This is a genomic window from Agarivorans sp. QJM3NY_29 (assembly GCF_050870835.2).
Lineage (GTDB): Bacteria > Pseudomonadota > Gammaproteobacteria > Enterobacterales > Celerinatantimonadaceae > Agarivorans.
In genome coordinates this window covers 2232587-2252906 of the sequence record NZ_CP194036.2, presented here as the reverse complement: position 1 = coordinate 2252906, position 20320 = coordinate 2232587, and the positions used below count along the sequence as shown (strand labels likewise).

General features: G+C 42.3%; 18 protein-coding genes and 2 pseudogenes. 3 read left to right on the top strand and 17 right to left on the bottom strand.

The window, feature by feature from the left end:
- On the bottom strand, positions 1 to 1188 hold the full coding sequence (proV, locus tag ACRRS0_RS10345) for a glycine betaine/L-proline ABC transporter ATP-binding protein ProV (RefSeq protein WP_432453291.1): 1188 nt from the start codon (positions 1186 to 1188) through the stop codon (positions 1 to 3).
- 674 nt (positions 1189 to 1862) lie between these two features.
- On the opposite strand from proV, the gene ACRRS0_RS10340 reads away from it, so the two are divergent.
- Complete coding sequence (locus tag ACRRS0_RS10340) at positions 1863 to 2507, top strand: hypothetical protein (protein WP_432453292.1); 645 nt, start codon at positions 1863 to 1865, stop codon at positions 2505 to 2507.
- 216 nt (positions 2508 to 2723) lie between these two features.
- On the opposite strand, the gene ACRRS0_RS10335 is transcribed toward ACRRS0_RS10340, so the two are convergent.
- From ACRRS0_RS10335 to ACRRS0_RS10310, 6 genes are all read right to left on the bottom strand, one after another.
- Entirely contained in the window at positions 2724 to 3884 is a 1161-nt protein-coding gene (locus ACRRS0_RS10335; RefSeq protein ID WP_432453293.1) for an iron-containing alcohol dehydrogenase, read from the bottom strand.
- Positions 3885 to 3901: 17 nt separating this feature from the next.
- Positions 3902 to 4459 carry a hypothetical protein gene (locus ACRRS0_RS10330; RefSeq protein WP_432453294.1) on the bottom strand — a complete coding sequence of 186 codons (558 nt, stop codon included), beginning with the start codon at positions 4457 to 4459 and terminating at the stop codon, positions 3902 to 3904.
- A gap of 1 nt (position 4460) precedes the next feature.
- Entirely contained in the window at positions 4461 to 5018 is a 558-nt protein-coding gene (gene srlA / locus ACRRS0_RS10325) for a PTS glucitol/sorbitol transporter subunit IIC (RefSeq protein ID WP_432453295.1), read from the bottom strand.
- A gap of 66 nt (positions 5019 to 5084) precedes the next feature.
- Entirely contained in the window at positions 5085 to 5732 is a 648-nt protein-coding gene (locus ACRRS0_RS10320) for an L-fuculose-phosphate aldolase (protein ID WP_432453296.1), read from the bottom strand.
- A gap of 9 nt (positions 5733 to 5741) precedes the next feature.
- On the bottom strand, positions 5742 to 6761 hold the full coding sequence (locus ACRRS0_RS10315) for a 2-hydroxyacid dehydrogenase (RefSeq protein ID WP_432453297.1): 1020 nt from the start codon (positions 6759 to 6761) through the stop codon (positions 5742 to 5744).
- Entirely contained in the window at positions 6761 to 8248 is a 1488-nt protein-coding gene (locus ACRRS0_RS10310; RefSeq protein WP_432453298.1) for an FGGY-family carbohydrate kinase, read from the bottom strand. Before ACRRS0_RS10310 ends, ACRRS0_RS10315 begins: the two co-directional genes overlap by 1 nt.
- Positions 8249 to 8502: 254 nt before the next feature.
- Between ACRRS0_RS10310 and ACRRS0_RS10305 the strand changes: the two genes are divergently transcribed.
- The gene (locus ACRRS0_RS10305) at positions 8503 to 9207 is read left to right on the top strand and encodes a GntR family transcriptional regulator (RefSeq protein ID WP_432456185.1); all 705 of its coding nucleotides are present in this window, start codon (positions 8503 to 8505) and stop codon (positions 9205 to 9207) included.
- A gap of 163 nt (positions 9208 to 9370) precedes the next feature.
- Here ACRRS0_RS10305 and ACRRS0_RS10300 read toward each other — a convergent pair whose 3' ends face one another.
- The 9 genes from ACRRS0_RS10300 to ACRRS0_RS10260 form a co-directional block, all read right to left on the bottom strand.
- Complete coding sequence (locus ACRRS0_RS10300) at positions 9371 to 9802, bottom strand: hypothetical protein (RefSeq protein WP_432453299.1); 432 nt, start codon at positions 9800 to 9802, stop codon at positions 9371 to 9373.
- Positions 9790 to 10479, bottom strand: coding sequence for a NifB/NifX family molybdenum-iron cluster-binding protein (locus tag ACRRS0_RS10295; RefSeq protein ID WP_432453300.1), 690 nt, complete (start codon positions 10477 to 10479; stop codon positions 9790 to 9792). The genes ACRRS0_RS10300 and ACRRS0_RS10295 overlap by 13 nt, the downstream gene beginning before the upstream one ends.
- Before the next feature lie 28 nt (positions 10480 to 10507).
- Complete coding sequence (gene nifT / locus ACRRS0_RS10290; RefSeq protein WP_432453301.1) at positions 10508 to 10720, bottom strand: putative nitrogen fixation protein NifT; 213 nt, start codon at positions 10718 to 10720, stop codon at positions 10508 to 10510.
- A 63-nt stretch (positions 10721 to 10783) separates the two neighbouring features.
- A complete protein-coding gene (gene nifK, locus ACRRS0_RS10285) occupies positions 10784 to 12355 on the bottom strand; it encodes a nitrogenase molybdenum-iron protein subunit beta (protein ID WP_432453302.1) in 1572 nt (523 codons plus the stop codon).
- Between the two features lie 104 nt (positions 12356 to 12459).
- On the bottom strand, positions 12460 to 13917 hold the full coding sequence (gene nifD / locus ACRRS0_RS10280; protein WP_432453303.1) for a nitrogenase molybdenum-iron protein alpha chain: 1458 nt from the start codon (positions 13915 to 13917) through the stop codon (positions 12460 to 12462).
- A gap of 45 nt (positions 13918 to 13962) precedes the next feature.
- The gene (gene nifH, locus ACRRS0_RS10275) at positions 13963 to 14841 is read right to left on the bottom strand and encodes a nitrogenase iron protein (protein ID WP_432453304.1); all 879 of its coding nucleotides are present in this window, start codon (positions 14839 to 14841) and stop codon (positions 13963 to 13965) included.
- 1171 nt (positions 14842 to 16012) lie between these two features.
- A complete protein-coding gene (locus ACRRS0_RS10270; protein ID WP_432453305.1) occupies positions 16013 to 17098 on the bottom strand; it encodes an ABC transporter substrate-binding protein in 1086 nt (361 codons plus the stop codon).
- A 791-nt stretch (positions 17099 to 17889) separates the two neighbouring features.
- Positions 17890 to 18402 carry a hypothetical protein gene (locus ACRRS0_RS10265; RefSeq protein ID WP_432453306.1) on the bottom strand — a complete coding sequence of 171 codons (513 nt, stop codon included), beginning with the start codon at positions 18400 to 18402 and terminating at the stop codon, positions 17890 to 17892.
- Positions 18392 to 18655, bottom strand: a complete 264-nt coding sequence (locus tag ACRRS0_RS10260; RefSeq protein ID WP_432453307.1) for a hypothetical protein — start codon at positions 18653 to 18655, stop codon at positions 18392 to 18394. The genes ACRRS0_RS10265 and ACRRS0_RS10260 overlap by 11 nt, the downstream gene beginning before the upstream one ends.
- Positions 18656 to 19361: 706 nt before the next feature.
- Between ACRRS0_RS10260 and ACRRS0_RS10255 the strand changes: the two are divergent.
- A pseudogene (locus tag ACRRS0_RS10255) lies at positions 19362 to 19595 on the top strand (transposase); the annotation flags it as partial.
- 133 nt (positions 19596 to 19728) lie between these two features.
- Here the strand turns inward: ACRRS0_RS10255 and ACRRS0_RS10250 are convergent.
- Positions 19729 to 20298 (bottom strand): annotated as a pseudogene (locus tag ACRRS0_RS10250) (IS5 family transposase); the annotation flags it as partial.
- Positions 20299 to 20320: the final 22 nt, after the last annotated feature.

Below are 20320 nucleotides of genomic sequence, written 5' to 3'. Positions count from 1 at the left end.
CTATTCTCTATCTAATACTTTTAACAGTCGTGATTTAGTAATCACGCCAAAATACTTACCATGTTGGTCGACAACTGGCACCGAATAAGGAACTTGAGCAACTGGGCCAATCAGCTCGCTAACGGATAGTTCTGGGTCAATAGTGATGGTGTCAGGAAGTAAAGCGCTGCTTAAAGATGCATTATCTTTCTTGGCAGCCTTTAGTGAATCTAAGGAGACAATACCCGAGAATTTGTTGGCCCGGTCAACGACGATGCCAAACTCTCGATCATTATCTACCAGCAATTGAATTGCGGTCGCCGGACCGTCATTATCATGCTTCTTAAATACTGCCGCAGGATTTTTAAGTGCGATATCTTTGGCTGTGAAAATAGTCGCCGTATTTACCCCACGGAAAAATGACCGCACATAATCGTTAGCTGGCTTTTGTAAGATCTCATCAGGAGTTCCCACTTGAACGACGATCCCATCTTGCATAATAGCAATTCGATCACCAATACGCATGGCTTCATCGAGGTCATGAGAGATAAATACAATCGTTCGTTTATCATCATTTTGTAAGCGGATTAACTCATCTTGCATTTCGGTGCGGATCAGCGGGTCGAGAGCGGAAAAAGCCTCGTCCATCAACAAAATATCTGGGTCGTTCGCCAGAGCCCTTGCAAGACCAACACGCTGCTTCATACCACCAGAAAGTTCATCTGGATATGAGTCACAGTAGGCATCTAAGCCAACCCTATCCAAGGCGGCTTTCGCACTGGCATTGCGTTGATTGAGTTCAATACCTGCCAGTTCCAAACCAAAGGCTGCGTTCTCAATCACTGACATATGTGGCATCAGCGCAAAATTTTGGAACACCATAGAAACGTTTTGTCGACGAACTTCCCTTAATTCTGCTTCGGATATTTTAGCGATATCTCTTCCATTCAGTAATACGCTACCTCGAGTAGGCTCAATCAATCGATTTAGCAGACGCACAAGGGTGGACTTTCCTGAACCCGATAGGCCCATGATGACGAAAATTTCACCTTCTTGAATACTTAGTGAAACATCTTTCACACCAACGGTGAGTCCTGTTTTCTCGAATATTTGATCTTTATCGAGACCTTTGTCTATTAGAGGAAAAGCGAGTTCGGGTGTTTCACCGAACACTTTATACAAGCTTTTCACTTCTAGTATGCTTCGCATTAATTACATCCTTGATTTTGTATGAAACTAAATCATTCATATTTATTATGTACTCTAAACATTTTTGTGACGAACTTCAAGTATTCAGTTTGATAACGGCGTAATTAAAACCGAATAAAATACAATGTTATCATAGCGTTATGTACACATTCTTGTTTCTGTATAAAGTGTTCCCAAGCGGCACAATACTTCGTACTGAATGTATTTTCACCGATGATTACAAACAGATAAATAGATCTTATTCGCCATGACTGATTTTAGGTCGGTGTTTGTGCCACAGAAAAACCTATTAATTTTGCCAAAAGACGAGCGTAAACCAAGTCAATACCGTTCAATATGACTTCAAGCGAAAAGTTGAAACGTCTTGAGCCAGATGTTTTATCGCTCTCATACTGAGTGACTCGTATTGGCTTTTGCATGGCAGCTGTAAAAACTATGTACGGTATCAGTCACAAAAACGTAGCGATAAATACAGATTTAAGTTAAACCAAAATTCACCAAGTTATTCGCTATTCATATGCCGCTTTAAATTAGATATTTATTCTTGATTTTGAATAACGACAGACGTTTAATAAGTAAACTATTATTTAATGCTGAAATCGTGATCAGCTGATGACTTTGTCGTCATAAGCAACCACAAAGTAATAACAACTGAAGCAAAAACGGAGAAAGGAATGATATTTTTTGGCTCAAAGGGTAAATCCATATCAGGGCAGGTCATAGAAGGACTCCAGTGCCCAAGTTGTGAAAATGAACAGTTTATTACTTTCGGCTTACTTCGATACTTTCACCTATATTGGATCCCCACATTTGTTACCTCCAAAAAGGTTGGTATCGAATGTACTCATTGCAAAAAAACACTCATCGGCAAAGAATTACCAAGCGACTTAGCGAAGCAAATCAAGAAGACTGTTTATAATCTAAAAAACACTCTACCGATGTTTTCCGGGCTGATTATCATTGCCTGTTTGGCCTTAACGCTAAGTTACTCCTTACAGCAAAATAGCCTTCAAGAAGTGGCTTATATCGAGCAACCCGCGATTAACGATATATATATTGTTAATTTCACAAAAATATTTCCCCAAGCAGACAGCAAATACAAATACGGGCTGATCCGGATCAAACAGGTTTCAGAAAACAAAATTCAGTTTCAAGTGAGCCAAATTGCCTACAACAAGGCCGCTGGTGCGCGTAAAGATATCAATGAAAGCAAGGCATTAGCTGATACTTACTATGATGACGAACCTTTATACATAGACCTCAATCAACTCCAACCAATGAAAGATTCCGGAGCGATTTATGCCATAGAACGTCTTTAAGCGCGACGATGGCAAAATAATCAAGCCACCTTTATTTGGTGGCTTGATATCATCGATGTTAACCCCCTGAGCTTTGGTCATATTCGGCTTATGTTTTGACCAAGGAACATCAAGCAAAGTCATAGCAAGTAATGAGCTGTTACGCAGCAAAATTACATCAGGCATAAATAGCAATCCCCCACCTCATAGGATAAGAGGATTACTCGTACTGACCGATTAGATCACCTTTTTATACAAACCAAGAACATCTGACGCGGAAGGTATAACTGGGTTAAAAGAAGTGCACGGATCACTCAAGGCTGGCGCTAACCATTGTTGAATATCGGCCTCCGAAAATTGGTACTCGGCAAAATTTCTCGGAACGCCACACTGTTCGGATAGAAACAACACTTCACGAATAAAAATATTGCAGGCAGTCTCCAGTGATTCCGAGCCTTTAGCAAAACCCAACTGGTGAGCTAGTTTTGCTAGCTTGAATTGAGTTGAATCGGAGTGACTGGCGTTATATTCGCACACATAAGGAAGCAAGATCGCATTACATAAACCATGGGCTAAATCATGAGTGGCTCCCATTTGATGCGCCATCGAATGAACCAACCCTACACCCGCGGTATTAAAAGCAAGGCCTGCAAGGTATTGACCATAAGCCATCATTTCTCTAGCTTCAATGTCACCGCCTTGCTGACTTGCGATTGGTAACCACTCAAATATAATATTAATTGCCGCCAGAGCATTCGCATCGGTGAGAGGATTTGCACTGTTTGAGACATAAGCTTCAACCGCATGCGTTAATGCATCCATACCGGTACAAGCCGTGGTCATCTTAGGCAGACCTAGCATCAGTTCGGGGTCAACCACTGCGATATCAGCCATCACTATCGGATCAGCGATCATAAACTTCAGTTTTTTCTCGATATCCGTCACAATTGAAAACAGAGTCGCTTCCGAGGCTGTGCCAGCCGTTGTGGTAATAGCAACTAACGGCGCAAGAGGCTGAGAAATGGGCCTTCCACCCACCACATAGTCAGCAATGCTTCCAGGATTATGTACCACCACATTAATTGCTTTCGCAGCGTCAATGGCGCTACCGCCACCCAAACCAATGACATAATCACAGCCATGCGATAAATAAACATCTTTGCCCGCCATTACCTGTTGTATAGAAGGGTTCGGCTGCACCTTATCGTAAACCACATAGTCCAGTTGATTCGCTTCAAATAACTGAGTGACCTGCTTCACTAAGCCACACTCAACCAGTCCCTTATCGGTGACCAATAATGCTTTCGAAAAGTTTTTTGTTTTTAACAGGCCAACTAAGTCGTTTAGCGCCCCTCTTCCTAAAAGACTTTGTTTAGGTAAGTTGAAAAAAATTGCCACAGCTTAATTCTCCTAAATTAATACAAACCAATCGCAAAAATGTAACCGATAACCACCGCTATAGGGCCAGTGATTTGTCGAGATATTAGCAAGGCTGGAACCCCAGTCTCTATGGTTTCAGGTTTCGCGTCCTGCATCGAAAGCATTAAGGGGATAGAATCGCATGCAGCCTGAACATTGATGGCAAATAACGCCGGTAAAGCGTACATAGGTGGAATAACACCGCTACCAATCAAACCGCCAATGGTGACACCGACAACTTGCGCAACTGCGGCACCAGGACTGAGGATCGGAGCAATTAAAGGAAAACCGCAAATTGCCGCTAAGATGACTAATCCAATTAAACTATCGCCTAAGGGAGTGAGAGCGTGGGCGATTAATGACCCCAAGCCAGTCTCATTCACAAAAGTAATTAAAATGGCCACAAATGCCATGAACGGTAATACGGTTTTAATCACCAAGGTAAAGGAGTCTTGCGCGGCTTCAAATACATGGCCGACTACCTTTCCTATATTGCCTCCTAACTTTTCAATAATATCTAGAAACACATTCCCTTTTAGTTTATTAACATTCATGTTATGCGCCCTCTTCTGTGTCTAGTGTGATGGTTTCGTCAATTGGCTTTTTCTTGTCCGCACGGTTTTTCATAAAGGTGTGAATAGCATCAGTAGTAAACCCTCTGACGATACCAATACAAATAGCTGCGGCAATAAATCGGATTGCCAAGTCTTCTATCGGTAAACCAAGCTGAGAGATCCCTGCCGAGACCCCCAACCAAATAAATAATTCAGAAGGAAGAACATGAGGAAATAAGGATGTAAGTGGGTGGGCAGTCGTCACCAAAGCATCCTGATACCCTAGTTTATTTTTCTCTGGTAACAATTTACCTATGGTTAAAGCGCCAGGAAAAGACATCAATAACCAAGAGATGGGCGGTAATACGCCATAGGCTAAGATCCGATTTTTACCTAGCAGGCCAGCAACTTTATCCATCCGCTCCTGACCAATGAATCTAAAGAAGGTATTCACAACAACAAGTAACGCAATAAGCATGGGAATAATTCCACCTGCCATTGCCATGAAAGTTTCTCCACACTTACTAAAGAAACCTATAAAAGCTTGAATGTATTCCATAGTTTTTACCTTATGTAGGGCTATACATCCTTAAAATATGCTAAGGATGTATAAAGTCATCTATTTTTATTTTTGTGGTTGACCGTAGGTTTTAAACTTCTCTTGCATGAGAACCATCTCAGCTTCGGGAAGAATCATCGGTTTGCCTACGCTCGATGCGATACAATGAATTTTGCAGCAATGCTCTATTTCTTCGGCAATGTTAAAGGCCGCATCTAAAGTACCTGACCCGGTTAATAAACCGTGGTTGGCTAACAATACCGCTTTCCTATCTTGCATCGCTTCAAATGCCGCTTCGGCAAGTTCTGGTGTACCAAAGGTTTGGTATTTGGCACATCTCACATCAAGGCCAGAAAATGCAACAAGATAATTCGATGCGGGTAGCCCCTGCCCTAACGTTGCTAATACCGTTGAATAAGTGGAGTGAGCATGAACAACGGCATTAATATCGTCTCTGCGTTCATAAAATATTTTATGCATTCCCCATTCAGAACTAGGTTTTCTCTTTGAATCAACAATAGCGCCGTCTACATCCATTAATACAATGTCCTCTGGCTTGGCTGAAAAATAATCAACGCCCGATGCACTAATTGCCATGATTCCCTGTTGTCGATCAAATACTGAAATATTACCGCCAGTGCCCAAAGTTAAACCATGAGTCACTAGTTTCTTGCATGTATCAATAATTTCTTCTCGTTCATTTTTCAGAAGCATAATCGTTTCCTAGTTGTATCGATATAATAATGGTTGGTTGTTTACGAATCTTTTTATTTCATCAACAATCATTTTCGTGTGATTACTTAACACTTCAATTGTTGCACCCGCAATATGTGGTGTAATTGTCACATTATCAAATTCGTTAATATACGGGTGATCGGAAAAAATTGGTTCATGAGAATAAACATCGAAGCCAGCACCGCGAATTTTATTTTCTCTCAGAGCGGTAATAACAGCTTCTTCATCTAACACGGCAGCCCGAGAGGTATTAATTAAAAAAGCACTTTTTTTCATCAAAGAAATTCGTTCTTGGTTTATAAAACCAACTGTTTCTTTTGTGACTTTTAAATGCAAAGTAATAAAATCGGCGTTAGATAACAGTTCTTCAAGGCTCGCTAGTTGCACTGCAGGCTCATTTACATCAACCGAAGATACGAAGGGATCGTATATTTTGAGGGCCATCCCAAAACCACGCGCTATCTTGCCAACTCGTCGACCAATCGAACCATAGCCAATGATGCCTAAGGTTTTCCCGTGTAATTCAACACCTTTAAAAACTTCGTACGGGCTTTCTTTGGTCACATCCCAAATAGCATCTTTTTGTACACAGCTTGTCTCACGCTGCCCATGATCAGTAAACTGTTTATTTTTTAGCGCCATATGTGACTGTGGAATATTTCTAGCAACACATAACATATGTGCAATGGTAAGTTCTGCGGTTGCATCAGAGTTACGGCCCGGTGTGTAAATTACCGGTATATTAGCGGCTGAAGCCGCTTCACAATCAATATTTACCGGAGTAGCTCTAGTACAAGCAATTAATTTTAGTTGCTTACAAGAATTTATAACTTCAGCAGTAATGTCATCATAAGAAGTAATAATAACATCACAATCATACGCCAATGAAATAAGTTCGCTTTCACTCAATTTTGGCTTACCTAAAGCCCATCCCTCAATAAGTACTTCACCTAGTTTTTTCAGATCAGACAAATTATCATCATGCTCTGCTGTAAATAAAATTTTCATTAACTATCTTTCCTTAACTCTGTTCTTAAATCCCATAAACGGTTAACCGAAACTCGGAATTCTCGATACAATTGATATAATTTTTCATACTTCATGACATTTTTTGGAATTGGTTCTAATTTAAATGCGACATTAAAATAAGCTTCATTTTTTAAATCAACTAAGTCCCCCATTGCTATTCCCGCTAGCATCGCAGCTCCCTTAGCAGAAAGCTCAGAGTCACTTCCAACAATCACCGTTCGCCCTGTCATATCCGCTATGATTTGTAACCAAGTTTTTGAATTTGAGCCACCGCCTGCTAAGTAGATATATTCCCCATGAGGGTGCCCTTGTAAGGCATCTTTGATGGTATAACTAATTCCTTCGAATACAGCTCTCAATAGGTGGGCTGTCGTTGTCCCTTTACTGATCCCAAAGAAAGAAGCCCTTGCATTAACATTCATAAAAGGGGCTCTTTCTCCGCCAATATAGGGGTGATACCAAACCCCCCCACTGCCAACTGATACTTGGGAAATTAGTTTTTCAACTTCGGAAAAGTCTTTGCTTGCAGCGATATTTTCAATCGCCCAATCAAGGTTCGGCGTGCCTGATAAGGTAGCGATTAAATCGATATATAAGTTGGGAATAACATCAGGAATACAGCGTAACCCCTCACCTTTCACATGAGCTTGCTCAGAAATAACACCGGTACAACAAGTTGTGCCCAAAATGCTGAATACATCACCTTGCTTGGTGGCACCTAAACCAAGTGCAGCACAAGATACGTCGACGCCCCCCATCACAACTTGAGTAGCAGGGTCAAGCCCTGTCGCTTCAGCAACCCTAGCTGTAATCGTTCCCACAACATCAGCACTTTGTCCGAGTTTAGGAAGTAGTCCGCGGTATTGTGTCAATCCCAGTTTTTCCAAAACGAGGTTAGAAACTTTGCTGTGCTGTAAAGACATGATAGATGTCCCAGTATCACTAACTTCTAAATTTGCTTTAGCGGTTAAACCGAGCCTTATCCAATCCTTTGCAAACAGACAGTACTTAGCATTATTCAAAGACTCTGGTTCATTTTCTGCAAGCCACAACATCACCATCGACATATTACCCGGATGGGGTGGCGAACCAGTTTCATCGGTGAGCTGTTGAACCAAATCTTCACTCAATGAATCAATGAGACCGGACGCTCGAGTGTCGCTCCAAATAATCGCGTCTCTAACTGGCTCACCATTTTTGTCGACTAACCAAGCCCCCTCACCTTGGCCACTGATACCAATTGCTTTTATTTGATTAGCCGAAACACCACTGCTTTGCACCAACTCAACTAAGGTCTCTATGGTTTTTTCCAACACCATAGTCATATTTTGTTCCGACCACCCCTCCTGTTGCTGAGCCGTAAAGTTCGCTCGAGAAGCCGCGAAGACCTGATTATAATTTTCATTAAATAGTACAGATTTGATATTGGTGGTACCGATATCGATACCAATAAAATACTTATTCACTGTAGGGTCCTTTATCGTTAAATTAATGTTCCATCAATCGCGATGTCTGACACCAAATCAATTTTAACGGTTAAAAAGCTATTTATTAGCCTATTTATCACTTAATAACCCATCGCTGTCTGACAACGATGCCATTGTGCGGTATAATGGTTCAGTATTAACGTGATCAAATTCTCAAATTTGTAATTGCCTTTCCATTAATTACAAATACCCGTAATATGAAGTTTGTTATAAGGAGAACTAACGTGGGAAAAATGAAAGTGGCTGCTGGTAGTATTAAGTCTAAAATATTGGCGATAGCGGCGAATTCAAAGCTTAGTGGAGATATAAAAATCCCTTCTGAATTAACACTTTGTGAACAATTCGATGTATCTAGGTCAACCTTGCGAGAAGCCTTAGCTCAACTGATCCAAGAAGGTGTTGTTTATCGAGTCCGAGGGAAAGGCGCTTATTTGCGAAGCGGTCTGACAACCCTTAATCTCGATATCAGTAAACTATTTAGTGTGACGGATGCGATTAAGTGCTGTGATGCAATGCCCTCCACAGATTTACGTTACACCAAGGTAAAATCCGCTGACCAACACATCGCCAATAAATTAAATATCAATGTAGGTGAGAACTACCTAGAAATTGAGCGTGTTCGATACGCCGATGGTAAAGTAGCCGTATTTAACCGTCACAGTTTTAAAATGGATGCCCTCAGCGGTGCTTCTACAGAGGATTTATGTGGTTCTTTATTCGATTTTTTAGAGAAATCAGGTAACACTATCTCCTACGCAAAAACGAAGATCAGATCGACAGTATTAACCCGACGTGATATCGAAAACCTTGAGTCTGAAATTGCCAGCTTTATATTGTTAGAAGAGATATATCATAGCGATCAAGGCGAAGTTTTTTGCTATACCAACGATTACTACGCTGATGATACTTTTAGTTTTGATATTATACGCCGAAGATAAAACTGAAATGTTGCATAACACACCGTTAAGCCCTTCTAAATACGCATTCAGACTTCGTCACAACCCTGCAATGGTTCAAGATCAGAATTGGCAGCCTCACTCAATTTGCGATAGGTTCATAGCAAATTGAGGAGGCTTATTGGTTGATAGTGGCGGCAAAGGTCTACTCTTCGTGCATCGCAATAATTACACCAATGGCCAGTTCAATACCGTCGGTAATACGGGCGCAGCCCATACCGTTAGCCATTAAAAATATGTCAAAGTGTTCGCAGGCCAGAAACGGTTCACGTTCTGCCATGTCGTCCTCACTACACACGATCACCCGAACGCCAGGATGATGCTTGGTAAAACAACTCAACTTTTGCTCAAAAGTGGCTGGGTCCGCGAGGCGATGAACTAAATTACCGAGCATCGCCATATCCAGCGCTTCAAATTGGGTTTCGCCTTGATCTGAAGTACAACCACATTGATGTTCGGCTGTATGCTCTCCCCCTTCTTGCTGGCATTGGCACTCATGTTGATGTTTGGGTTGATGGTTGTGCGCTTCACCCTTACAGCCGCATTGTTTCATGTCTTTGTTTGTTACAGTGTGCATAAACAGTCCTCTGTAGGTATTGCTTGTTGCTTCTCAAGCAAGCGTTGTAACCATCGTGGGGGGGCCTGCATCACCTCTTGCAAACGCTCTAAAATAATCTGGCTGGGCTGCGGGGTTAATTGCTTCAGCGGCAAAATGTCGGCACGACTAACTCGTGCCGCCGCTGGCCCGCCAATCGATAGGGTCGCGAGCAATTGGCAATCACCAATTAGTTCGATCAAATAGCTGGTCCGTTCGTCCCCTGTTTTATTTTCCACCACTGGGCGCACATCGACTAATTGATAGCCCTGTGAGTTCACCTGATAAATCAGAAATCGCAAGCACGATCCAAAATGACCGTCTATATCTTCCAAATTGTTCGAGCTCACGGCTAATTGCAGCACCGATCCAGAGAGTTCGCGACTCACGGGCACTTCTGGTGGTTGCATAGCACTGATCTGAGTCGAACTAAAAATGGCATGTACTTGATTCACTTGACCGCGTTCAAGATGAGCGCTTGAAGACTGAAGTACTTCGCGTAAAGCCTTGGGACTTAAAGCACGAAGCTTTTTCTCGGTCAGCGGCTCACCACAGTGTTTCACCAAGATATCGACAAATTGTTTTAATTCGATATCAGGCATCGCTTTCGACGCCATGGCTAACCTTAAGGCTAACTGGTCACTCATTGAAACGCTCATAACTTTCTCCTGATGATAAAACTAAACATTAGGCTCGACGGGCACGAAAGGTTTTAGGCAAGGTAGGCTCTGGGTTAACGGGTTCTATGTAATATTTACTCCCATCACTGAGTTCGATTTCTCCGCCCCACTGGTCGCTTTGCTCAAACTGTAAATTTTGAATGGGCAGTTCCAGGTCTTTCTTGGCGATATAAGCCTGCAGCGCACCGGAAGCTTCACGGCTAATAATAAGATTTGGCATACTTAGATTCCTTAAGATGGCCGGAGCAGTGCACCGGCCATTGCTTCATACAGATAACGAGGTTTAACGAACCAGATCGAAACCGTAGTCTGTTTTACCCAGCTCTGAAGTGTCTTCATCGAGTTTTGCCAACACTTCGTTGACCAGCGTGGTCAGCATATACATGCCGCCTTCGTAGCCTAAAGTGGTGTTACGATGCAGATGGTGGCGATCAAAAATAGGGAAACCAAGTCGAATCAGGGGTACTTCAAACTCTTCACCCTTGGCTTTGGTATCGCGTTGGATGAATTTGGCGTATGAGTTACCAATCATAAAGTCAGGTTTATTAGTGAACACCAATGAACGGAAATGCCATAGATCTTTACCGACGTGAATTTCAGCATTGGCCGTAGTTGGCGATTGCGCAATCAAGGCTTCCATCTTCTTACGCCAGCGTTTAGCGGCGTTATTACATAAGATGTGTTTAATTTCACAGCCCAATTCCATCAGGAATTTAGTTAAACCCATTAAGTAATCTGGGTCGCCATAGATAGAGAAGCTTACGCCATGTAGCCAAGTATGCGAGTCTGTCATCATGTCTACTAAACGGCCACGCTGGGTCGCCAGTGATTCAGGGATCGCTTTGCCAGTGAGTTCAGAAATCTTCATTAAGAATTCATCGGTCCAATCTAAGCCCATTGGAATATTGAGCGTAGGCACTTCATGCTTCCAAACGCCTTCCACAAACTTCTTGGTTTTTACCAACTGATCGGGTTGCAGCAAAATGGTGGTAATCGCGTTTGGTGCATCTTCTAGCTCAGCCAGCGGTGTACCGCCTGCGTACATACGATATTCGCCATCAGCTGGCGTATCGAGTACTTCCGAAGGATCACTCAATAGACTGTAATTAACATCCATCTGCTGCAGCATGCTATGGATGACTCGGTAGTTTCCTAAGTAGGTTTCAAAGCCGGGAATAAGGTTGATTTTGCCATTACTAGCGACCACCTTATCGTCCATGTTTTTGCCCGTGAAATACTTGGCAAAGCCCTCAAACATGCCATCCCAACCGGTGACATGACTGCCCACAAAACTCGGTGTATGGGCAAATGGGGTTGGCAAGTCTTCTGGGATGTAACCCTCTTTCTTGGCATTACCAATGAAGGCATTCAAGTCATCACCAATAACTTCCGCCATACAGGTAGTAGAAACCGCAATCACCTCTGGCTTGTACAATGCCAAGGAGTTTTGAAGACCGTCGTACATATTTTTTTGGCCGCCAAATACCGCTGCATCTTCGGTCATTGAATCTGACACACAAGCCACTGGCTCTTTAAAGTGACGGTTAAAGTAAGTGCGGAAATAAGCCACACATCCTTGCGAACCATGTACATAAGGGAGGGTTTTTTCGAAACCCAAGGCACATAATACCGAACCAAGTGGTTGGCAGGCCTTTGCGGGATCGATAGTTAAGGTTTTGCGTGAAAAGTTAAGCTCTTGGTACGCTTCAGTGGTGGTCCACTCAAAGACTTCTTTGATCTTCTCGTCACTCACGCCTTCTTCATGATCGGCACGTTTGCGCGCCATCATGTCTTGATATTCTGGCTGCTGAAACAGCGGGTAGCCAGCTTTGATATCGTCTACTGATTGACTCATTTTATATCTCCTTCCGCGCCACTCATCTGTGAACTAACGGATTGAGTTAAACACTCAAGTGCGGTTGCACTCATCCTGACCTTGCTAAGCAAACTAGACTGCGCTTAAGCAGCTGCTTGATTTTCTGTCTTATCCGCCTTCCATGGTGGCGTTAACTTATTCCAACAAGGGTTGTTCAGCGTCATGTCCATGTCGCGGGCGAAGATAGCAAACCCATCGAAGCCATGATAAGGACCGGAATAATCCCAGCTGTGCATTTGACGGAATGGGATCCCCATTTTTTGGAAGATGTATTTTTCTTTCACACCGGCACCAATCAGATCGGGTTTCAGTTTGTCGGCAAATGCTTCTAACTCGTAACCTGTTACGTCATCGTAAATCAAGGTGGCATCTTTCACTTCAGGGACGGTTTTGCTGTAATCATCGTTATGACCAAATTCATAACCCGCACCAACAATTTCCATGCCTAAATCTTCATAGGCACCAATCACGTGACGCGGACGTAAACCACCCACATACAACATAACTTTTTTGCCTTCTAAGCGAGGACGGTACTTGTCGACAACGGCTTGCCATTGCGCTTTGTAACCAGCAATCACTTCTTCAGCCTTGGCCTGAATTTTCTCATCGAACTTGGCCGCAATAGCGCGTAAGGACTCTTCACACTTAGTGGGACCAAATAGGTTGTATTCCATCCATGGCACACCGTATTTTTCTTCCATGTGGCGACAGATGTAGTTCATCGAACGATAACAGTGAACTAGGTTAAGCTTCACCGAAGGGGTATTTTCAAGCTCTGGTAAGGTACCGTCACCCGACCACTGCGCCACGACCCGTAAACCAATTTCTTCCAATAAGATCCGTGAAGACCAGGCATCACCACCAATGTTGTAATCACCAATGATGGCCACATCGTAATCGGTGGTCGCGACTTCTTTACCTTCCGACTTATCCAAGACGTAATCTCGTAAAGTATCGTTGGCGATGTGGTGACCCAGCGACTGACTCACCCCACGGAAACCTTCACAACGCACTGGCACGATGGTTTTACCGATTTCTGCACCTTTGGTTTTAGCAACCGCTTCGATATCATCACCGATCAGCCCGACAGGACATTCTGATTGAATAGAAATCCCGCTCGCTAATGGAAACAACATTTCCACTTCGTCGATCATGGTGGCAAGTTTTTTATCGCCCCCAAACACAATGTCGCGCTCTTGGAAATCAGAGGTAAAGTTCATGGTGCCGAAGCTGTTTACCCCGGTATAACCGGTATAATAGTTACGACGGCCAGCGCGTGAGTATTGGCCACAACCCACAGGACCATGAGAGATATGCACCATATCTTTAATTGGTCCCCACACAACTCCTTTCGAACCCGCGTAAGCACAGCCCCGCGCGGTCATCACCCCTGGCAACGACTTACGGTTAGCGGTAATACAACTACCCGTTCCACTGTCGTTGGCATCGAGGTGCTTTTTACGATCCGCTTTGGCTTTTTCTGGATAAACTTCTAGCACTTCATCAATCAGCGCTTGAGTTTCTGCTTTATTGTTAGACATTGCTGCCTCCTATAGCATCAATAAGATCACTTGGTTGGTGAATGATTAGGCGGTCACTTCTTCAGCAACTTGACCAATGATCGACTCGTCTTCTGCGTCCATGATGCCGAATTCCATAAGCAACTCTTCTAACTCATCCATAGTCACAGGAGTCGGAACGACAAATAACTTGTTGTTGATGATTTTATTGGCGAGGGCGCGATATTCATCGGCTTGATTACATTTAGGGTTGTACTCAATCACGGTCATACGACGAATTTCAGCTTGTTGTACAACGTTGTCACGCGGTACAAAGTGGATCATTTGAGTACCAATTTTGGCCGCAAGCGCTTCAATCAGTTCATCTTCACGGTCACATTTACGTGAGTTACAAATCAGACCCGCTAAACGAACACTACCGGTGGCAGCATATTTACAAATCCCTTTAGAGATGTTGTTTGCGGCATACATCGCCATCATCTCACCCGATACCACGATGTAGATTTCTTGCGCTTTGTTTTCGCGAATAGGCATAGCGAAACCACCACAAACCACGTCACCCAATACGTCGTAGAATACGAAATCGAGATCTTCTTCATAGGCGCCTTCTTCTTCTAAGAAGTTAATCGCAGTAATCACACCACGACCCGCACAACCTACACCTGGCTCAGGACCGCCAGACTCAACACAACGAACACCGCCGTAACCGACTTTAAGTACATCTTCTAATTCGATATCTTCTACAGAACCCGCATCAGCAGCCATTTCCATAATGGTGTTTTGCGCTTTTGCATGTAAAATAAGGCGGGTTGAATCCGCTTTAGGATCACAGCCGATAATCATTACTTTCTTGCCAGCTTCTGCTAAAGCACCTACTAAGTTTTGGGTAGTAGTTGATTTACCAATACCACCTTTTCCGTAAATTGCACATTGACGAATAGCCATAATATTTTCTTCCTTTAGCTTGATAAACGGTTCCCGCAGTAACTATTGCGAATACCGAGCCAACTGGAATAAAAACCATAAGTCGTTGAATAAAAACAAGAATAAATCATCACTAAGAAGTTTTTGTCGCAAGTGCGTGCCACAAAGCCCTCATCAATGTCGCTTACACAACAATCATTGTAAGAATGATTGTGCTTGCGGAGCGACCCCCAACAAATGAATAAATGACTTAGATACAATTAAATCACTCAATATTGAGAAAATGTTCAGGACAAGTAATATAAAATGCAGCTCGATCATGCCACTGGGCTAAATGTCATTATCGAACCTAACCAGCAGCTTCAGCTGCTTAAGTGAACACCACAACAGATTGTGCAATGCTTGCAGCAGTAAACTTAGAGCTGTGGTTCTCGGTTTATCGTGGTTATGGCTTAACTCAATGATATGCGCAAACACATCCCACTAACGATAGGCGACAGCATTAACCGCAATATAAACCGCTAGCGCCTAATATAAGGGGCGGTATCCTCAACCAATAACGGATAGTCGCTCATACTCGATTTTACCCACGTTCTGACAAATCACGACTAAATCCTATAAATGGCTTGCTGCATCATTGCTCACAATAGCGCAAACATGTGTTTGGGGAGTTGGGATGACAGTCTAGTTATTTGTTACCATGATCAACCTTTTCACATCACTAGCCAGTAAGCAATTCCATCTTTACCAATGAAGATAATACGGCTAAGTTTGATATTAGATTGATTGTATGTGTATCAATTTTTTAAAAGTAATGTGTCTGTAGAGCACTTACTTAAATAAGCGTTAGAGGGGAATACACACTCTTAATTTGGCCTATAACATGGTGGCTGGTCAAGCATTGCTTGTCCTAGAATATGCGTCTCTCCCAACTTTTTGTTTAAGCATATTGAGTTATAGTTTTCATCGCGTTGCAATGTTGAATCGCCCCTCGATTCCTCAAAAACGTCTTCACACTCTGGGACTTGCAACCAAGAGTGTTCTTTGTGGTGCTGCGCTCACCAAGCTAGATCGTTTTCTCAATACAAGCTCTACGCTGGAAAAATAAGAAGACGTTTTAAAACAGGAATCGCTGTCTAGCTATCTTGTTAGGGAGTCACTGACTCCCGTATTGTTACTTGTAAATAATCAACTATAAGTGAGTCATAAACGTGCCTTTCGGACGAACAGGTAGGTATTTTTTATAGAAATTTTGGTAATACTCAACTGGGTCTAAATCTTTAAAAACTTCCGGATACATTATCTTGGCGTAATATTGGATCATAGCACCATCCAAAATCGTCCGAACCGCACCGTGATATGCACCATAGATTCGATTGTTTTTCACAGCTGCTAACGTTGTCCAGTCATCGCGATTTTTATAGCCGAGAAGACGTTGCTTCGCTAACTCTTCATCAACTCCTTGTCCCATAACCATCGCTGTTTTATTTGCTCGACCAGATTCATAACCAGTGATAACGACAATGTCTGGGTTAGCGGCAATAATTTGTTCAGGATTGAGTTTTCCCCACCATTCGACATAAGGAGCTGCGATATTATCTGCGCCAGCCATTGTGGAAATAGCACCCCACATGTTTTTACCAAACGTATAACCAATTTCTTCCACGCCGGCACCTCCGTATTCAGTATAAACCTTTGGTTTAGGTAGGTTGGCTTCTTTTAACCTAGCGTTGATCATCTCTACACTTTGCTGGTACTCACTCGAAATTTTGGCTGCGCGCTCTTCCTGGCCAGTAATAACACCTATTAGCTCAGTACTCTTAACATGACGCTCTACGGTTTGGGCATTGTAATCAACAACGATAATCGGGATCCCTACAGACTCGAAGCGTGATACTTCACTCCCCAGCGCTTTATATTGCCACTCGGCTAGCATCAATAGATCAGGGTTTAGTGCTATGACCTTTTCAACAGAGAAAGAGTTGGTATCCACTCGACCCATGTCAGGAATATTTTTTAAAGAAGGACGGTGTTTTACATATAACTCCCAGTTTTCAGTGCGAGTTTCCCACATGTATTTTGCCATCCCAACAACATTATCAAATGCCGCTTCAGTACCTATTGCCATATAGTCTTCTGGATAAAAGCCAACAACTACACGTTGCGCTGGGGCATTAAAAGTGACTTCACGATCAATAACATCCGTGACAGTGGTGAGTTTTGCAAACGAAACCTGACTAAAAATAACTGCGATTAAGCCAAGTAATATTTTGTACATTTTATATGAGTCCTTATCTATTTTGCTAACCGATTAATACTGAACTGCCTTGAAGACTGCGTCACACTATCCACTTGCTAACGATAATGCAAATAAACATCATTTGCATTTGACACAAAATAGGCAATATATTGACAAGAAATTAACATTAAGCAATTGAATATTAAGAAAAAATAAAAAGTACTGCTTCTGGACACTCTATACTTGATGCAACAAGGGGGCTGAAAGCGATCTTTAACTTTATTTGGCTTTCCATTTCTGGTGAAGATTCAGTTCAAATCATGATTATTCACTTACGTTTACCGATGGCGATATTAACTGCAGTTATAGGTGGCGCGTTAGCAGCTAAGAGTTGGGAGTTGGGAGTTGGGAGTTGGGAGTTGGTATAGCAGAGATGCGGACATGACTTCACAACAATTTGGCGAGCCCTTATATATTCTAGCTAGGCATGGCAAGAAATAACAAGATTGTCATTCTAAAGCAGCTCGTTGGGATGACTGTCTGGTTAATTGCATCAAACTGAGTCACCTACTGTGAATTTAGCCGTTAATCGGCATGACAATAACCTGAGGACTAAATGATTTCAGTGGTGTTCACTTCACTAACGTTGTTACTGTCCCTGTAGTTTTTAACATGGATGTCTATGCTCTTCTTTTTGCTCAAATTGAGCACGGCGTAAAGGATAGAGAGTAAAAGCGCAGGCAGTTTAATTGTGGCTTAGTAAGATGTTATTCAACCTATAACCACTTTATGCTTAAAAAATACTCATGCGCTCGCCCTGTTATGGTGCATTAATGAGGGAGGCCCCAAGCACCTTCAATAACGACAAACATATCAAAAGGATACTTTAAAAAATCAATTTTATTTAACTTAGACTGTAATCCTGGTGATAATTGTGAGTACTCTATATTTGGTTGAATAGAAGTTTTAGAAAAAACAAGCTTCCTAATTAAATGTACCTGCTCCTTAATAACAGAAGATTTTTCTAAAGCATTTTGTTCCTCAAGAATAAGTAATGAATTAGCTAAATTAAATATTTCAGGCTGAGTACATTGTAGAAGCGCGTCATCAAGTAACTTCGTTAAACCTTTTGAGGCCTCTTTAGGTAATTTTTTTAGGCGGGCTCTGTCAGTTGATGACAACGTAAAAGATCTCATTTTATTACGACAGCGCTCACTTTTCTCACTATATTTAGTTAAGTTAACCTGGACCAAAAAAGAAGCATATTTAGCTTCCTCTGAAATTTCAGCTATAGAATAGAATGGAAGTGTCAGTAACAATGTGAAAATAATTTTATTTAGCATTATATTTACAACCTAAATATATAGCCTTCCAAAATTTATATTCTTTAGGCTTAGAGATATGAGCTTGACCTTGATTAAATGCAATAAATTCAATTCTTTCTTGTGCTATTTTATCAAAAGCATCAAAGGATTGGTAAAAATACTCCCAATTAGCCATATAAATATTATAGCTTGTTTGATTCGCCTCAGAAATAACAACTTTACCTGAACCATTTAGTACTTCCTTGGCTGTGCCATTAGGAATAGCATTCATAACAGTGGAAACACCTGAACTAGACGCTCCCCTTTTTACACTACCTCCAAAAATAGAATAAATATGGCCATGAATAGAGCGTATCTACCAATCTTTTTCAAGTTGTATATTTGTTTTATTTCCTCAATAGCTTTTAGGCTTTTTTCATCTAATTTTAAATCAATAATGATTGGACACTCTTTCAATTTTAATCCTTTAATAATTGTAAAGTTTAATGTGAATAAATATACGTGATGCAACCCTTTACACCCCAGACATAATGATCCCCTGGTGAAAGTGTCGACCTCCTGCGTTTATCGTGGATTCGTCAAACTAGAGCCACACTGTTAGATGGAAGTCATAACAGAACAGGAGATCGACACGTCTAAATCTAGCACGTTTTTCATTGGACTAGACGTTCACAAAGAAACCACAGATGTCGCTTATTGTATTGATAATTCGAGAGATGAGCCCGTGTTCCATGGCACCATCCCCACCAATATTTACTCTATCAAAAAATTTATCGATAATTCTATCAAAAACATAAATACTTGGCTAGTCATCTTTGTGTAGTTTATGAAGCTGGGCCTTGTGGGTTTTGGCTTTATCGTCATTTAGTTAAGCACGGTATCGCGTCAAACAACGCGTCAGACAAGATACCCCAACTAACGAAACGCTTATTATGGTCTAAACTATCAACAGTGGTTTATTTGGGGGAGTTATCATTATGCCTCAGCCTAGAAAATCGCAAGTAAGCTTGGATGATACGCCTTATTACCACTGTGTTTCCCGCTGTGTACGTCGGGCTTATTTGTGTGGTGAGGATAAGCAAACAGGCAAGAGTTATGACCATCGCCGCCAATGGGTAGAAGACTATTTGCTAAAGCTAGCGGAGGTGTTCGCCATTGATGTGTGCGCCTATGCGGTCATGAGCAATCATACGCATATCGTAAATTATATTAGACACCCATGATTGTGGCGAAGTATTCGCCCCCCATCAACGCTTAAGTAAAGTCTTCGCGTCGAGTGCTTGTTATGGGCCTTGTTGATCAAATCCAAACTCAAGGTGCAGTTATTCTAGGCTCTTACTTTATTTAGCCAGTTACCTGACAAACAGGCATACCTAGCCTAGTCATTTTGTTTAATGCACTGACACTTACCATCATTTCACCCGCTTGGGCGTTGTAATGACGTAAGCTCAACTTATCACTCGTCAGCTGTTTGTAGCGGTACATGGCCGTCTCTGACAGTGAACACTCGTGATAACCCGATTGGGTTTTCCATTCTTCTAGTTGGTCATTTTGCAGGGCTTCAACGGCTTGGTTGCGAGGATGGCCTTCCTCCCAGTAAGCGGCGTTTTGCCTCGGTGGGATCACCGGGGCTATTCTTTTTCGTTCCAATACCCCATAGCAGCGTTTAGTGTCATAATCCCCATCCGCCGAGACTTTTCGAATTTTGCGACGAAGTGGGTTTAGCTGTGTGGGTAAGGCTTCGCACTCATGCACTGAATCGAGTGATGCCACCATGCTCACTATTTCATGCGTATCAGTATCAACGGCAAGGTGGAGTTTACGCCATACTCGGCGCTTTTCTTTGCCGTGCTTACGCACCTTCCATTCTCCTTCACCAAACACCTTTAAACCCATTGAATCAATCACGATGTGCCTAAAGGTTATATAGGTTAAG

Coding starts and splice junctions, on each gene's coding strand:
- nifH (WP_432453304.1), bottom strand. CDS start 14,841: ATGGCTATTCGTCAATGTGCAATTTACGGAAAAGGTGGTATTGGTAAA.
- nifD (WP_432453303.1), bottom strand. CDS start 13,917: ATGTCTAACAATAAAGCAGAAACTCAAGCGCTGATTGATGAAGTGCTA.
- ACRRS0_RS10330 (WP_432453294.1), bottom strand. CDS start 4,459: ATGAATGTTAATAAACTAAAAGGGAATGTGTTTCTAGATATTATTGAA.
- proV (WP_432453291.1), bottom strand. CDS start 1,188: ATGCGAAGCATACTAGAAGTGAAAAGCTTGTATAAAGTGTTCGGTGAA.
- ACRRS0_RS10320 (WP_432453296.1), bottom strand. CDS start 5,732: ATGCTTCTGAAAAATGAACGAGAAGAAATTATTGATACATGCAAGAAA.
- srlA (WP_432453295.1), bottom strand. CDS start 5,018: ATGGAATACATTCAAGCTTTTATAGGTTTCTTTAGTAAGTGTGGAGAA.
- ACRRS0_RS10265 (WP_432453306.1), bottom strand. CDS start 18,402: ATGCTAAATAAAATTATTTTCACATTGTTACTGACACTTCCATTCTAT.
- ACRRS0_RS10260 (WP_432453307.1), bottom strand. CDS start 18,655: ATGAATGCTATTCCTAATGGCACAGCCAAGGAAGTACTAAATGGTTCA.
- ACRRS0_RS10300 (WP_432453299.1), bottom strand. CDS start 9,802: ATGCACACTGTAACAAACAAAGACATGAAACAATGCGGCTGTAAGGGT.
- nifK (WP_432453302.1), bottom strand. CDS start 12,355: ATGAGTCAATCAGTAGACGATATCAAAGCTGGCTACCCGCTGTTTCAG.
- ACRRS0_RS10270 (WP_432453305.1), bottom strand. CDS start 17,098: ATGTACAAAATATTACTTGGCTTAATCGCAGTTATTTTTAGTCAGGTT.
- ACRRS0_RS10295 (WP_432453300.1), bottom strand. CDS start 10,479: ATGAGCGTTTCAATGAGTGACCAGTTAGCCTTAAGGTTAGCCATGGCG.
- ACRRS0_RS10340 (WP_432453292.1), top strand. CDS start 1,863: ATGATATTTTTTGGCTCAAAGGGTAAATCCATATCAGGGCAGGTCATA.
- nifT (WP_432453301.1), bottom strand. CDS start 10,720: ATGCCAAATCTTATTATTAGCCGTGAAGCTTCCGGTGCGCTGCAGGCT.
- ACRRS0_RS10315 (WP_432453297.1), bottom strand. CDS start 6,761: ATGAAAATTTTATTTACAGCAGAGCATGATGATAATTTGTCTGATCTG.
- ACRRS0_RS10305 (WP_432456185.1), top strand. CDS start 8,503: ATGAAAGTGGCTGCTGGTAGTATTAAGTCTAAAATATTGGCGATAGCG.